Below are 14,265 nucleotides of genomic sequence, written 5' to 3'. Positions count from 1 at the left end.
GAAAGGGCGGGATTATAGCGCATTCACCTGCAACGCGGCACCGGGTGGAACTGGACAGATCGCAGGTGATGAATGAAGGCACCGCGCGGTCATTGCCCGAACGAAAGCCCCACAACGGCATGCACTCATACGACTTCAGCGAAAAGAAAAAGAAAAAGAAAAAGAAAAAGAAAAAGAAAAAGAAACAACTTACATTGCCGTGAGAAGTTTCTATATATACACAAAAGCCCAATAAGAATTAGATAGTCAACACCAGGCGACCATCAACAAACAAGGGCACACACATGCAAATTGAACTTGCACCCACAATTGTTTACCCAGATGACTATGGAACCCCTACTTCAAAAGGCGGACAAACACCGCCAGGGCACCCCCTGGTTATTGCCAGAATGTGGAGCCAGCGAAACGAGGCTTATCTATCTGGCAATTGGTGGTCAATGCTTTGCCTCGACCTAAAAAGAGCGCAATACAACAAGCCTCCTTTCTCCCCCGGCCTAATGACCCTGGATCTTATTTGCGCCCACCACGCCGACCAACTAAAAGCGCTCGACCCGAAACTAGAAAACAAAGTAGCATGGCATAAGGGGCGCATCAGGGCTAATACTTACGGAGCAGACAAATCACCATCCCTGACAACCGAAGTGCAATTTTCCGGAGGAATTTTTACCGCCACAAAAGCCATCGCGCACGCCATCTATGGCAAAGGGGCAAAAGCCACAGTCTCACTGAAAGACATCGGAATCTCTCCCAGCGTCGAAAAAATCCCAGAACTCAAGAGTCTAATCGAGGCTGCAGAAATCGGCTCAACACAAATTGACATCAATGTACCGTATTACACAGGCCAAGACTCGTTCGCAGCCAGGACCTATCTCGGCAATATAACATTGCGAATTATTGGCACAATAACTCGAGACAGCGAGGGAAACGTCAGCTTCTCGGGACAGGCAAAAGCGTACAACGATCTATACGATGCAGAAGCAAGCGATCACAGAATACCTCTCGACGAATCAGCTACTACGGCATTGAGAAGCATGTTCAAAGTCACCAATGCAGTGAGCTACGAAATTGAAATGCCGGGCTCATTGCCAATCAACTATTCAACGACCCCATGAAAGCGCCAACCCTTATAACGACGGCAACTCTACTTCTACCCTCATTACTCCTGACACTAGCATGGATCAGCCTTACATTGGCCGTTCAAGGCATCCCTGAAAACCCGGACGATCCACTCGACACCAGAGGGGTGCCGGCCTCCGCAATCTGGACGGTTATTATCGCCATGCTTGGAGCACCTAGCATCGCGCTCTCAAGCATTGCAAATTTTTTAGCCAATAAGACAAGACACAAAGAGATAGGCCGATCAGTGAGTCTGCTGGCAAACCTTCCGACAATAGCGACTTCATTACTTGGGTTATTTGTTACGACAAGCTATGGCAGCGTGTCTATCGCCACAATACTTCCCGGAGCCTTGTTCCTGGCAAGCGCTGCAGCATCGAGCATCCTGATCCGGGCCCGCTTCAAAGCACCTAGCCAGTAACTGTGGGCAATCAAAGTCTGATTGCCTACCGCCCCTGCCGCGCTTATTCGGCGATCAGCCAATCCATCCGCCAGCTGCCCTGAGTCTGCGCCAGCACCTGCGACAGCCATGGCAACAGCGTGCGCAGTTCTTCTTCCAGGCCCCATGGCGGGTTGGCGATGGCCAGGCCCGAGCCGTTGAGGCCCTGCGGGCTGTCCTGCGGGTGCACATACAGCTCGACCCGCAGCAGTTTAGGCGCGCCGGTGCTGGTCAGGTCCTGGTAGAAGCGCACCAGCTGGCGCTGGTCCTTGATCGGGTACCAGATGGCCGCGACAGTCTGGCGCATGCGACTGATGGTCTCTTTCATCGCCTGGGTGCAACGCTTGAGCTCATCCGCCTGCTCGAACGGCGGGTCGATGAGCATCACCGCACGCTTTTCCTGCACCGGCAGCAAGGCCCGCGGCACATGCCAGCCCTCGCCCAGGTGCACGGCAACGCGCGGGTCCTTCTTCATGTTGTCCTTGAGCAGACGACCGTCTTCGGGGTGCTTCTCGTTGAGCAGCACGCGATCCTGCTGACGGGCCAGGCGTCGGGCCAGTTCCGGGGAGCCCGGGTAATAGCGCAGCTCGCCATCGGGGTTCATCTTGCGCAGGATGCGCAGGTAGTCCGCGGTGATTTCCGGCAGGTCGTCGCGCCCCCAGAGGCGGCCGATACCTTCCAGCCACTCGCCGGTACGTGTCGCCTGATCGCCCTGCAGGTCGTAAAGACCCAGGCCTGCGTGGGTGTCGAGGTAGGCAAACGGCTGCTCCTTGCGCGACATCAAGGCGATGAGGCGGGTCAGCACAAGGTGTTTGAAGACGTCGGCGTGGTTGCCGGCGTGGAAGGCGTGACGATAGTTCATGGCAACTCCTGCAAGACCGCGCAGTTTACCTTGTCATGCGGGCGGCGTCAGGCACGGGCCGCCAAAACGACAACGACCCGGGCTCTTGCGAGGCCGGGCCGTGGTCAGGCGAAGCTCAACAGTCGATCAATGACCGGCCTTGAACGCCTCGTCGGCGGCTTCGAAGCGCGAAACCATCGCCTTCGATGGGCTGCCGGCCCGGCTGACGAAGTAGATCGCCAGGGCGCCGAGGATGAAGCCCGGGATGATTTCGTACAGGCCCCAGATGGAGAAGTGCTTCCACACCACCACGGTGATCGCACCGACCAGGATACCGGCCAGTGCGCCGTCACGGGTCATGCCTTTCCACAGTACCGAGATCAGTACCACCGGACCGAAGGCAGCACCGAAGCCGGCCCAGGCGTAGCTGACCAGGCCCAGCACGCGGTTCTCAGGGTTGGAGGCGATCAGGATGGCGACCACGGCCACCAGCAGCACCATGGCGCGACCGACCCAGACCAGCTCCAGCTGCGAGGCACCCTTGCGCAGGAAGGTCTTGTAGAAGTCTTCGGTCAGGGCGCTGGAGCACACCAGCAGCTGGCAGCTCAGGGTACTCATGACAGCCGCCAGGATGGCCGACAGCAGGACACCGGCAATCCATGGGTTGAAGAGGATCTTGGCCAGCTCGATGAACACACGCTCGTGGTTCTCGGTGACCGGGCCTGCGACTTCAGGGTGCGCCGAGAAGTAGGCGATACCGAAGAAGCCCACAGCGCAAGTACCGACCAGGCAGAGGATCATCCAGGTCATGGAGATGCGACGGGCCTTGGCGATCGACTTGACCGAGTCAGCGGCCATGAAGCGCGCCAGGATGTGCGGCTGGCCGAAGTAGCCCAGACCCCAGCCCATCAGCGAGATAATGCCGATGAAAGTGGTGCCCTTGAGCATGTCGAAGTTGCCCGCGTCCTTCAGCTCGATGGCAGCGAAGGTGGTGTCAAAACCGCCGGTTGCGATCAGAACGATCACCGGGGTCAGGATCAGGGCGAAGATCATCAGCGTAGCCTGGACGGTATCGGTCCAGCTCACTGCCAGGAAACCACCAACGAAGGTGTAGGCAATGGTTGCCGCCGCACCAGCCCACAGCGCTGTCTCGTAGGACATGCCGAAGGTGCTTTCGAACAGACGGGCACCGGCGACGATGCCGGAGGCGCAATAGATGGTGAAGAACACCAGGATCACCACGGCGGAGATGATCCGCAGCAGCCCGCTGTTATCTTCGAAGCGGCTGGAGAAGTAATCCGGCAGGGTCAGCGCATCACCGTTGTGCTCGGTCTGCACCCGCAGGCGGCCGGCAACAAACAGCCAGTTCAGGTAGGCACCGATGATCAGCCCGATGGCGATCCAGCTTTCCGACAGGCCCGACATGTAGATGGCGCCCGGCAGGCCCATCAACAGCCAGCCACTCATGTCCGAAGCACCGGCCGAAAGCGCGGTAACCACGCTGCCGAGGCTGCGACCGCCAAGAATATAGTCGGAAAGGTTGTTGGTAGAGCGATAGGCCATGAAGCCGATCAGCACCATTGCCGCGATATAGATCACGAACGTGATCAAGGTTGGATTGCTTACACTCATTGTTGCGCCCTGGCGTTTGTTTTTATGTAGCGACAGCCTCGAAGAGGTTGCACCCAGGCCGCGAATCCTATGCAACAACGCAAAGAGGGTGCAACCTGTTTTTACAATCAAGTTGCACCTCGTCGGAAATTTTGCGTAACAGCGGGTTTTTGCTCCCTTTTGGAGCAAGAAGACCTGTTTTCAGAAGAAAACGCACCACAAACAGCCATTTTTGCTGTGTGGTTTTACCCTCCGGACGAGTAGCACTTTTTTCCTGCATATTTTGGGTTGCACTAGGTTGCACCCAAAATCGCGCACGGCTAATCTTGGCGCCAGCTTAAGCCACAGCCTGTGGCAATAATGAGGATAAGAAATGGCGACGACCACCCTTGGGGTCAAACTCGACGACCCTACCCGTGAGCGACTCAAAGCAGCTGCGACCTCTATCGATCGCACGCCGCACTGGTTGATCAAACAAGCGATCTTCAATTACCTGGAGAAGCTCGAGGGTGGCGCCACCCTGACCGAACTCAACGGTCAGCCCGGCATTCATGCCGACGATGCCGGTGAAGTACAGGCCGACCACGCCCACCAGTGCTTCCTCGAATTTGCCGAAAGCATCCTGCCGCAATCGGTCTTGCGCTCGGCCATCACCGCCGCCTACCGCCGCCCTGAGCCGGAAGTGGTACCGATGCTGCTGGAGCAGGCGCGCCTGCCGGCCGCCATGGCCGAGGCCACCAACAAGCTGGCCGCCGGCATCGCCGAAAAACTGCGTAACCAGAAGAGCGCTGGCGGCCGTGCCGGCATCGTTCAGGGCCTGCTGCAGGAATTCTCCCTGTCGTCGCAGGAAGGCGTGGCGCTGATGTGCCTGGCCGAAGCCCTGCTGCGCATCCCCGACAAAGGCACCCGCGACGCCCTGATCCGCGACAAGATCAGCACCGGCAACTGGCAGCCGCACCTGGGCAACAGCCCGTCGCTGTTCGTCAACGCCGCCACCTGGGGCTTGCTGCTGACCGGCAAGCTGGTCTCGACCCACAACGAATCCGGCCTCACCTCTTCGCTCAGCCGCATCATCGGCAAGAGCGGCGAGCCGATGATCCGCAAGGGCGTCGACATGGCCATGCGCCTGATGGGCGAGCAGTTCGTGACCGGCGAAACCATCGCCGAAGCCCTGGCCAACGCCAGCAAGTTCGAAGCCAAAGGCTTCCGTTATTCCTACGACATGCTCGGCGAAGCGGCGCTGACCGAACATGACGCGCAGAAATACCTGGCGTCCTACGAGCAGGCTATCCATTCGATCGGCAAGGCTTCCCACGGTCGCGGCATCTATGAAGGCCCGGGCATCTCGATCAAGCTCTCGGCCCTGCACCCACGCTACAGCCGCGCCCAGTACGAGCGCGTCATGGATGAGCTGTACCCGCGCCTGCTGTCGCTGACCCTGCTGGCCAAGCAATACGACATCGGCCTGAACATCGACGCCGAGGAAGCCGACCGCCTGGAGCTGTCCCTGGACCTGCTCGAGCGCCTGTGCTTCGAGCCGCAACTGACCGGCTGGAACGGTATCGGTTTCGTCATCCAGGCTTACCAGAAGCGCTGCCCGTATGTGATCGACTACGTCATCGACCTGGCCCGCCGCAGCCGCCATCGCCTGATGATCCGCCTGGTAAAAGGTGCTTACTGGGACAGCGAGATCAAGCGCGCCCAGGTCGAAGGCCTGGAAGGCTACCCGGTGTATACCCGCAAGGTGTACACCGACGTTTCCTACATTGCTTGTGCACGCAAACTGCTGTCGGTGCCGGAAGTCATCTACCCGCAGTTCGCCACCCACAACGCCCACACCCTGTCGGCCATCTACCATATCGCCGGCCAGAACTATTACCCGGGCCAGTACGAATTCCAGTGCCTGCACGGTATGGGCGAGCCGCTGTACGAGCAGGTTGTCGGCAAGGTCGCCGATGGCAAGCTGAACCGTCCGTGCCGCGTGTATGCCCCGGTCGGTACCCACGAAACCCTGCTGGCCTACCTGGTTCGCCGCCTGCTGGAAAACGGCGCCAACACCTCGTTCGTCAACCGTATTGCCGACCAGTCGATCTCGATCCAGGAACTGGTCGCCGACCCGGTCGCCACCATCGAGCAAATGGCCACCCAGGAAGGCAATACCGGCCTGCCGCACCCGCGCATTCCGCTGCCGCGTGACCTGTATGGCACCGAGCGGGCCAACTCCGCCGGTATCGACCTGGCCAACGAACACCGCCTGGCTTCGCTGTCCTGCGCCCTGCTGGCCAGCGCCCACAACGACTGGAAAGCCGCGCCGATGCTCGGTTGCGCTTCCAGCACCGAAGCAGCTGCGCCGGTGCTGAACCCGGCTGACCTGCGCGATGTGGTGGGTCATGTCCAGGAAGCCAACGTCACTGACGTCGACAACGCCATCCAGTGCGCGCTCAATGCCGCGCCGATCTGGCAGGCCACCCCGCCGGCCGAACGCGCCGCGATCCTGGAGCGTGCCGCCGACCTGATGGAAGCCGAGATCCAGCCGCTGATGGGCCTGCTCGCCCGCGAAGCCGGCAAGACCTTCGCCAACGCCATCGCCGAAGTGCGTGAAGCCGTCGACTTCCTGCGTTACTACGCCGTCCAGGCGCGCAACGATTTCAGCAACGACGCTCACCGCCCGCTGGGTCCGGTAGTGTGCATCAGCCCATGGAACTTCCCCCTGGCGATCTTCAGTGGCCAGGTTGCCGCGGCACTTGCCGCCGGTAACCCGGTGCTGGCCAAGCCGGCCGAACAGACCCCGCTGGTTGCCGCCCAGGCCGTGCGCCTGCTGCTCGAAGCCGGTATCCCCGAAGGCGTAGTGCAACTGCTGCCGGGCCGCGGCGAAACCGTCGGCGCCCGTCTGGTCGGTGACGATCGGGTCAAAGGCGTGATGTTTACCGGTTCTACCGAAGTCGCCCGCCTGCTGCAACGCAACATCGCCGGCCGCCTGGATGCCCAGGGCCGTCCGATCCCGCTGATCGCCGAAACCGGCGGCCAGAACGCGATGATCGTCGACTCCTCGGCGCTCACCGAACAGGTGGTCATCGACGTCGTATCTTCTGCCTTCGACAGCGCTGGCCAGCGTTGCTCGGCCCTGCGCGTACTGTGCCTGCAGGAAGATTCTGCCGACCGCGTCATCGAAATGCTCAAGGGCGCCATGGCAGAAAGCCGCCTGGGCAACCCCGAGCGCCTGGCCGTGGACATTGGCCCGGTGATCGACGCCGAAGCCAAGGCCGGTATCGAGAAACACATCCAGGGTATGCGCGACAAAGGCCGTACCGTGTACCAGATGGCAATCGCCGATGGTGAAGAGATCAAGCGCGGCACCTTCGTGATGCCAACCTTGATCGAACTGGAAAGCTTCGACGAACTGCAGCGCGAGATCTTCGGCCCGGTACTGCACGTGGTGCGCTACAACCGCAAGAACCTCGACCAGCTGATCGAGCAGATCAACGCCTCCGGCTACGGCCTGACCCTGGGTGTCCACACCCGGATCGACGAAACCATTGCCAAGGTCATCGACAACGTCAATGCCGGTAACGTCTACGTCAACCGCAACATCGTCGGCGCCGTGGTCGGCGTGCAGCCATTCGGCGGTGAAGGCCTGTCCGGTACCGGCCCGAAAGCCGGTGGCCCGCTATACCTGTACCGCCTGCTGTCGACCCGCCCGGCGGGCGCCATCGAGCAGTCGTTCCAGCGCACCGACGGCGAAAACGCCCCGGACACCCGCCTGCGCGACAGCCTGAGCAAACCGCTGCAAGCCCTCAAAGCCTGGGCGGCGAGCAATCAGCTGAACGACCTGAGCGGCCTGTGCGAGCAGTTCGCCCAGCAATCGCAAAGCGGTATCAGCCGTCTGCTGGCGGGCCCGACCGGCGAGCGCAACAGCTACACCATCCTGCCGCGCGAGCACGTGCTGTGCCTGGCCGAGGTCGAAGCTGACCTGCTGACCCAACTGGCGGCGGTACTGGCCGTGGGCAGCTCTGCGGTGTGGCCGGAAGGCGAGCTGAGCAAGACCCTGCGCAATCGCCTGCCGAAGGAAGTGCAAGCGCGCATCCAACTGGTGGCCGACTGGAACAAGGATGACGTGATATTCGACGCCGTCCTCCACCATGGCGACTCCGACCAACTGCGCGCCGTGTGCGAGCAGGTGGCCAAGCGCGCCGGCGCCATCGTCGGTGTTCACGGCCTGTCGTCGGGTGAAACCGCGATTGCCCTGGAGCGCCTGGTAATCGAGCGCGCACTGAGCGTCAACACTGCTGCTGCCGGTGGTAACGCGAGCCTGATGACTATCGGCTGATAGCCAGCAGCGCCTCTATCGCGGGTCAAGCCCGCTCCTACAGCGTAGGAGCGGGCTTGACCCGCGATGCTTTCTAGCCCAGAAACTTCGCACGTTGATGACGCACCAGCCACCCCAGGCTACCCGCCTTCACGACCTCGGAAGCAATGACGAAAACCAGCATGAGCCAGGGACTGTAGGCTGGTGACAGCTTTGCCCACACCAATAGAATCGAAAGGGACGGCACCATGAACATCAGGCGAAAAGGAGTCTGTAGCAAACCGAGATAAGCCCCCGACTTTCGCCCCGCCAACAACAGCAAGCAGCTGACAATGATCGAAAGATGCAAGGTGAAGCTCATACCCGCCAGCCACTTGGCGAGCATGCCATGATCCTGAAGCAACCCGATCATGTTTTGGGCGTCGGTGTAATAGGGAATCTGACCGCCACGAAAACTACCCTGGACATAAAAGACTATAAAAAGTGCATCCATCCCACCCCACCAAAACCGGGTCATACGTGGGAGCTGATTCATAGGCTGACGACTGAAGGCCTCAGACATCAACAAAGATCCCGATGAAAAAACCTGCCAGCAAAACCACGAGAAAAGACACCAGCACTATCCAAACCAGAATCCCGACCGACATCCAGGCCCAATTCAGGAGTGACAAGCGGGAATTAGACTGGCCTTTCGGGTCGCCTACGCAGGTGTTTATCGCACCCTGAATCCTGGCCATTACCCAAAGAATCACGACATCCATAGCCAATACCGCACTCAACAACGGCAGCGGCGCCAGCTCCATCATCTGGTTTGCCCACAACGAGAGCGCTGTCAGCAGGATCAAGGCGCATACCAACCAGAACGGTGACCACCTGTAGCTACGACCAGACAGGTGTAATTGCCGATCGACCCTGCTCAGCAGGCTGTAAAGAAACAGAATGCCGAAGATGCTTCTTACCAGCGGCAACACTCGCTCCCCGGTTTCCCGCCGGTAGAGCGCCCAGCTTTGGTAATGGCAAAAAAGCCAATAAAAACCAAAGGTGAACAGGTTCATCACGATCAACTTTCTGATCGATACGACGAAGAACATTGGCCCCCTGCCTGTGGCATCAGAGAGATCAGGGCTCATCGAAGCGGTGCTGTTAGTGGTCATGGCTACGGCCTTCGGTAATGGGCCGACTATCTAAGCCTGCTCGTGCATCACAGATCTGCCCTCTGGCTCCGAAGCAAGGGTACGAACATTCCCAAACGCCTTGTGCCTTGCCATCACCCGTATCTATTTCACTGTGCAGTAGCAACGTCACTACCTAGACTCGGCCCATCCCCAGACAGGAATGCCGCCATGTCCGAGACCCTGCTCAGCGCCCGCAACCTGGCCTTCGAACTCTACGAAGTGCTCGATGCCGAGGCCCTGACCCAACGCCCGCGCTTTGCCGAGCACAACCGCGAAACCTTCGATGCCGCTCTGAGCACTGCGCGGACCATCGCCGAGAAGTATTTCGCTCCGCATAATCGCAAGGGCGATGAGCACGAGCCGCGCTATGAAAATGGCGAGGCGCTGTTGATCCCCGAGGTCAAGCCTGCGGTCGATGCCTTCCTTGAAGCCGGCTTTCTCAACGCCAGCCGCGACTTCGAAGTCGGTGGCATGCAGTTGCCGACCTTGCTCTCGCAAGCCTGTTTCGCCCACTTCCAGGCGGCCAACGCCGGTACCACGGCCTACCCGTTCCTGACCATGGGCGCCGCCAACCTGATTGAAAGCTTTGGCAGCGACGAGCAGAAGCGCCTGTTCCTGCAACCGATGATCGAAGGCCGCTTCTTCGGCACCATGGCCTTGACCGAGCCGCACGCTGGCTCGTCCCTGGCCGATATTCGCAGCCGCGCCGAGCCAGCCGACGATGGCAGCTATCGGCTGCGCGGCAACAAGATATTCATTTCCGGCGGCGACCATCCGTTGTCGGAAAACATCGTGCATATGGTCCTGGCCAAGCTGCCCGATGCGCCGCCCGGGGTGAAGGGCATTTCGCTGTTTATCGTGCCCAAGTTCCTGGTCAACGCCGACGGCAGCCTCGGCCCGCGCAACGATGTGTTGCTGGCCGGGTTGTTCCACAAGATGGGCTGGCGCGGCACCACCTCGACGGCGCTGAACTTCGGCGACAACGGCCAGTGCGTCGGCTACCTGGTGGGCAAGCCACACCAGGGCCTGGCCTGCATGTTCCAGATGATGAACGAGGCGCGTATCGGCGTCGGCATGGGCGCGGTGATGCTGGGTTATGCTGGCTATCTGTACTCGCTGGAGTACGCCCGCCAGCGTCCGCAAGGGCGCCTGCCAGACAACAAGGATCCGGCCACCGCTGCCGTGCCGATCATCAATCACAGCGACGTCAAGCGCATGCTGCTGACCCAGAAGGCCTACGTCGAAGGCGCCTTCGACCTGGGCCTGTACGCCGCGCGGCTGTTCGATGACACCCAGAGCGGCGAAAGCGATACGGTTCGCCAGCAGGCCCATGAACTGCTCGACCTGCTGACGCCGATCGTCAAGTCCTGGCCTTCGGAGTTTTGCCTCAAGGCCAACGAGCTGGCCATCCAGATTCTCGGCGGTCATGGCTACACCCGCGAGTACCCGGTCGAACAGTACTACCGCGACAACCGCCTGAATCCGATTCACGAAGGCACCCACGGCATCCAGTCGCTGGACCTGCTCGGGCGCAAGCTGGCGCAGAACGGTGGTGCCGGGCTCAAGCAACTGGTCCGCCTGATCGCCAGCACCTGCGAGAGAGCCCATCCGCACAGCAGCCTGGATCGTCTGCGGGTACCGCTGGAGCAGTTGCTCAATCGCCTGCAGGAAGTGACCCTCGGCCTGCTCGGCGATCTGGCCCAGGGCCAGGTCAATGCCGCCCTGGCCAACTCGGCGCTGTATCTAAAGGCTTTCGGTCACTGCGTGATCGGCTGGCGCTGGCTGGAGCAGGCAATCCACGCCGAACAAGGCCTGGCCCGGGGCAACCCGGCCGATCGCGACTTCTACCTGGGCAAATTGCAGGCCGCGCGTTATTTCCTGACCTGGGAAGTGCCGGGCTGCCATAATGAGCTGGCATTGCTCGCGGCCCGTGACGATACCTGCCTGAGCATGCACGATGAGTGGTTCTGAGGGGGAACCACCGCGCACACGGAGGTTCCCGCATGTTCGAGTTGACCGCATTGCTGCGCCAGCGCTTCGCCGCCCTGCGCAGCAGTGGCGAATTTTTCTCCCTGCGTTATGTGCAGCAAAGCCAGCAACACCTGTCGGTGCGCAAGAATATCGCCGAGCCGCCGTTTCTCAGCCGCGACGAAGGCGCGATGCTCACCGTGCGCGTCCATGGCGTGGAAACCTACGCCGCCACCGCCGACCTCTCGCAAGCCGGCTTGCAGCGTGCCCTGGAGCAGGCTGAGGCACTGGCCCGGCAAATCGCCGGGCGCGCCCTGCTCGACCTGCGCGAGCAACCACTGGCCACCGGCCGCGCCGATTACTGCTCGCCCAACCTTGAGCAAGCCTTCCCGTCCCTGGCCGACTGCTACGCCCTGCTTGCCCAGGAATCTGCCAGCGTGCCGGACGACAGCCGCCTGGTGAACTGGCAGGCAAGCCTTGGCATCAGCACTATCGAGCAGATCTACCTGAACACCGCCGGCGCCGAACTGCGCCAGGCCCAGCGCTTTATCTACCCGGGTTTCAGCACCACCGCCTTCGACGGCCAGGACAGCCAGACCCGCACCCTGGGCCGGGAAAACTTCGGCCAGCAGGGCGGCCTCGATGTGATCGAGCGTTGCGGCCTGGTTGGTGCCGGGGCCAAAGTCGCCGAGCAGGCCCTGCAACTGCTGCTGGCGCCGAACACCCCCAGTGGTGTGCGCGACCTGCTGTTGATGCCCGACCAGATGATGCTGCAGATCCACGAATCGATCGGCCACCCGCTGGAAATGGACCGCATCCTCGGCGACGAGCGTAATTACGCCGGCACCAGCTTTGTCAAAGCCAGCGACTTCGGCAGCCTGCAGTACGGCTCGAAATTGCTCAACGTGACCTTCGACCCGTCGATCCGCGAAGAGCTTGCCAGCTACAGCCACGACGATGACGGCAGCGCTGCGCACAAGCAGTACCTGATCAAGGACGGTTTGCTGGTCCGCCCGCTCGGTGGTGCCCTGTCGCAGTTCCGTTCCGGCCTTGAAGGGGTGGCCAACAGCCGCGCCTGCGGCTGGAACCGCGCACCGATCGACCGCATGGCCAACCTCAACATCGAGCCGGGGGACAAGACCCTGGCGCAACTGATCGGCGGTATCAAGCAGGGCATCCTGATGCGCACCAACCGCTCGTGGTCGATTGATGATGCGCGCAACAAGTTCCAGTTCGGCTGCGAATGGGGCCAACTGATCGAAAACGGCGAGCTCAAGGGCGTGGTCAAGAACCCCAACTACCGCGGCATCTCCGCCCGGTTCTGGGGCAATCTCAGCGCCGTCGGTGACGCCAGCACCTTGCAGGTACTGGGCACGCCAAACTGCGGCAAGGGCGAGCCGAACCAGGTGGTACGCGTGGGCCACGCCTCCCCCGCCTGCGTATTCAGCCAGATCGACGTATTCGGAGGAGACGCCTGATGGCTGCCACCCCACTGCAAAGTTTCCAGCACCTGGTCGCCAGCCTGCGCGACGCGGTGTGCGCGCCAGAGCATTTCACCTTGAGCTACAGCGGCGAGCACTCGCAGTTCATCCGCTTCAACCACGCCAGGGTGCGCCAGGCCGGCGAAGTGCAACAGGCCAGTTGCGTGCTCAAGCTGGTCGCCGACGGGCGCCAGGCCGAGCTGCAGTTCACCCTCGGCAACGACGCCGAGGTCGATCAGTTGCGCCTGCAACAAGCCCTGGAGCAACTGCGCCAGACCCTGCCGCTGCTTGAGCCCGACCCTTACCTGCAACTCAATGACAGCGCCTGGCACAGCCATAGCGTGCAGGATCAAGCGCTGCCAGACAGCGCTGCGGTGCTGGCGCAGATCGAGCAAGGCGCGGGTGATCTGGACCTGGTTGGCATCTACGCCGCGGGCCCGATCTGCCGGGGTTTTGCCAGCTCGTTCGGGGCCTTTGGCTGGCACCAGGCCAACAGTTTCAACTTCGACTGGAGCCTGTTCCACAGCAACGGCGAAGCGGTCAAAGCCAACTATGCCGGCCAGTCCTGGGACGGCGAAGCCTTCGCCCTGCGCCTGCAGCAGGCCCGCGAACAGCTCGACTACCTCGGCCGCCCGCTGAAAAAACTCGCCCCCGGCCAATACCGCGCCTACCTGGCACCGGCAGCGCTGGACGAGATCATGGGCATGCTCTGCTGGGGCGGCTTCTCGGCCCAGGCCATCGCCACCAAGAACAGCCCGCTGCAACGCCTGTACAGCACCGATGCCAGCCTCAGCCCGATGGTCCACATTAGCGAACAAGTCAGCGGTTCGCTGAGCCCGTCGTTCTCGGACGAGGGCCTGGTGCGCAGCGACCTGCGCCTGATTGACCAGGGCCGGGCCCACGATCGGCTGATCTGCGCCCGTAGCGCCGCCGAGTTCGAACTGGCGGCTAACGGTGCCGATAGCTACGAGTCGCCATGCGCGCTGAGCATGGCCGGCGGCGAGCTTGCGCAGAGCGAGGTCCTCGCCCGCCTGGGCACCGGCCTGTACATCAGCAACCTCTGGTACCTGAACTACTCGGACCTGCCCGCTGCGCGCATGACCGGCCTGACCCGCTTCGCCACCTTCTGGGTCGAGAACGGCGAGATCCAGGCGCCGGTGAGCACCATGCGCTTTGACGACAGCGTCTACAGTTTGCTGGGTTCGAAACTGGAGGCATTGACGACCGAACGCGAGCTGATTCTGTCGACCAGCACCTACGGCCAGCGCCAGACCAGTTCGAGCCATTTGCCGGGAGCGTTGGTCAAACGCCTGACGTTGACACTGTAA

General features: G+C 61.3%; 11 protein-coding genes. 7 read left to right on the top strand and 4 right to left on the bottom strand.

The genetic code is table 11. The features are described from left to right. Positions 1-68 precede the first annotated feature (68 nt). From LOY34_RS02225 to LOY34_RS02215, 3 genes are all read left to right on the top strand, one after another. Positions 69-203: a hypothetical protein gene (locus LOY34_RS02225; RefSeq protein ID WP_258664233.1), complete on the top strand. Its 135-nt coding sequence runs from the start codon at positions 69-71 to the stop codon at positions 201-203. Between the two features lie 81 nt (positions 204-284). Then, positions 285-1,112 carry a lipid II-degrading bacteriocin gene (locus LOY34_RS02220; protein ID WP_258664231.1) on the top strand — a complete coding sequence of 276 codons (828 nt, stop codon included), beginning with the start codon at positions 285-287 and terminating at the stop codon, positions 1,110-1,112. Further along, complete coding sequence (locus LOY34_RS02215) at positions 1,109-1,537, top strand: hypothetical protein (RefSeq protein ID WP_258664230.1); 429 nt, start codon at positions 1,109-1,111, stop codon at positions 1,535-1,537. The genes LOY34_RS02220 and LOY34_RS02215 overlap by 4 nt, the downstream gene beginning before the upstream one ends. A gap of 43 nt (positions 1,538-1,580) precedes the next feature. Here LOY34_RS02215 and LOY34_RS02210 read toward each other — a convergent pair whose 3' ends face one another. Together LOY34_RS02210 and putP are read right to left on the bottom strand one after the other, a co-directional pair. Beyond that, positions 1,581-2,417 carry a 23S rRNA (adenine(2030)-N(6))-methyltransferase RlmJ gene (locus LOY34_RS02210; protein ID WP_045193787.1) on the bottom strand — a complete coding sequence of 279 codons (837 nt, stop codon included), beginning with the start codon at positions 2,415-2,417 and terminating at the stop codon, positions 1,581-1,583. Between the two features lie 126 nt (positions 2,418-2,543). Then, on the bottom strand, positions 2,544-4,028 hold the full coding sequence (putP, locus tag LOY34_RS02205; protein WP_195885531.1) for a sodium/proline symporter PutP: 1,485 nt from the start codon (positions 4,026-4,028) through the stop codon (positions 2,544-2,546). Between the two features lie 352 nt (positions 4,029-4,380). Here putP and putA point away from each other — a divergent pair, with 352 nt between their 5' ends. Continuing rightward, on the top strand, positions 4,381-8,334 hold the full coding sequence (putA, locus tag LOY34_RS02200; RefSeq protein ID WP_195885530.1) for a trifunctional transcriptional regulator/proline dehydrogenase/L-glutamate gamma-semialdehyde dehydrogenase: 3,954 nt from the start codon (positions 4,381-4,383) through the stop codon (positions 8,332-8,334). Between the two features lie 73 nt (positions 8,335-8,407). Here putA and LOY34_RS02195 read toward each other — a convergent pair whose 3' ends face one another. Together LOY34_RS02195 and LOY34_RS02190 are read right to left on the bottom strand one after the other, a co-directional pair. After that, positions 8,408-8,875, bottom strand: a complete 468-nt coding sequence (locus LOY34_RS02195) for a hypothetical protein (RefSeq protein ID WP_195885529.1) — start codon at positions 8,873-8,875, stop codon at positions 8,408-8,410. Then, positions 8,868-9,467: a hypothetical protein gene (locus LOY34_RS02190; protein WP_195885528.1), complete on the bottom strand. Its 600-nt coding sequence runs from the start codon at positions 9,465-9,467 to the stop codon at positions 8,868-8,870. Before LOY34_RS02190 ends, LOY34_RS02195 begins: the two co-directional genes overlap by 8 nt. A 189-nt stretch (positions 9,468-9,656) precedes the next feature. Here LOY34_RS02190 and LOY34_RS02185 point away from each other — a divergent pair, with 189 nt between their 5' ends. From LOY34_RS02185 to LOY34_RS02175, 3 genes are read left to right on the top strand one after another with little or no spacing between them, the layout of a single operon-like run. Continuing rightward, the gene (locus LOY34_RS02185) at positions 9,657-11,459 is read left to right on the top strand and encodes an acyl-CoA dehydrogenase (protein WP_195885527.1); all 1,803 of its coding nucleotides are present in this window, start codon (positions 9,657-9,659) and stop codon (positions 11,457-11,459) included. Positions 11,460-11,491: 32 nt separating this feature from the next. Then, positions 11,492-12,934 carry a TldD/PmbA family protein gene (locus LOY34_RS02180; protein WP_258664228.1) on the top strand — a complete coding sequence of 481 codons (1,443 nt, stop codon included), beginning with the start codon at positions 11,492-11,494 and terminating at the stop codon, positions 12,932-12,934. Continuing rightward, positions 12,934-14,265 carry a TldD/PmbA family protein gene (locus LOY34_RS02175; RefSeq protein WP_195885526.1) on the top strand — a complete coding sequence of 444 codons (1,332 nt, stop codon included), beginning with the start codon at positions 12,934-12,936 and terminating at the stop codon, positions 14,263-14,265. Before LOY34_RS02180 ends, LOY34_RS02175 begins: the two co-directional genes overlap by 1 nt.

It is taken from the genome of Pseudomonas sp. B21-009 (genome assembly GCF_024749345.1).
Classification (GTDB): domain Bacteria; phylum Pseudomonadota; class Gammaproteobacteria; order Pseudomonadales; family Pseudomonadaceae; genus Aquipseudomonas.
Note: the sequence above shows the minus strand (reverse complement) of the source record. Positions and strands in the feature narration are given on the sequence as shown.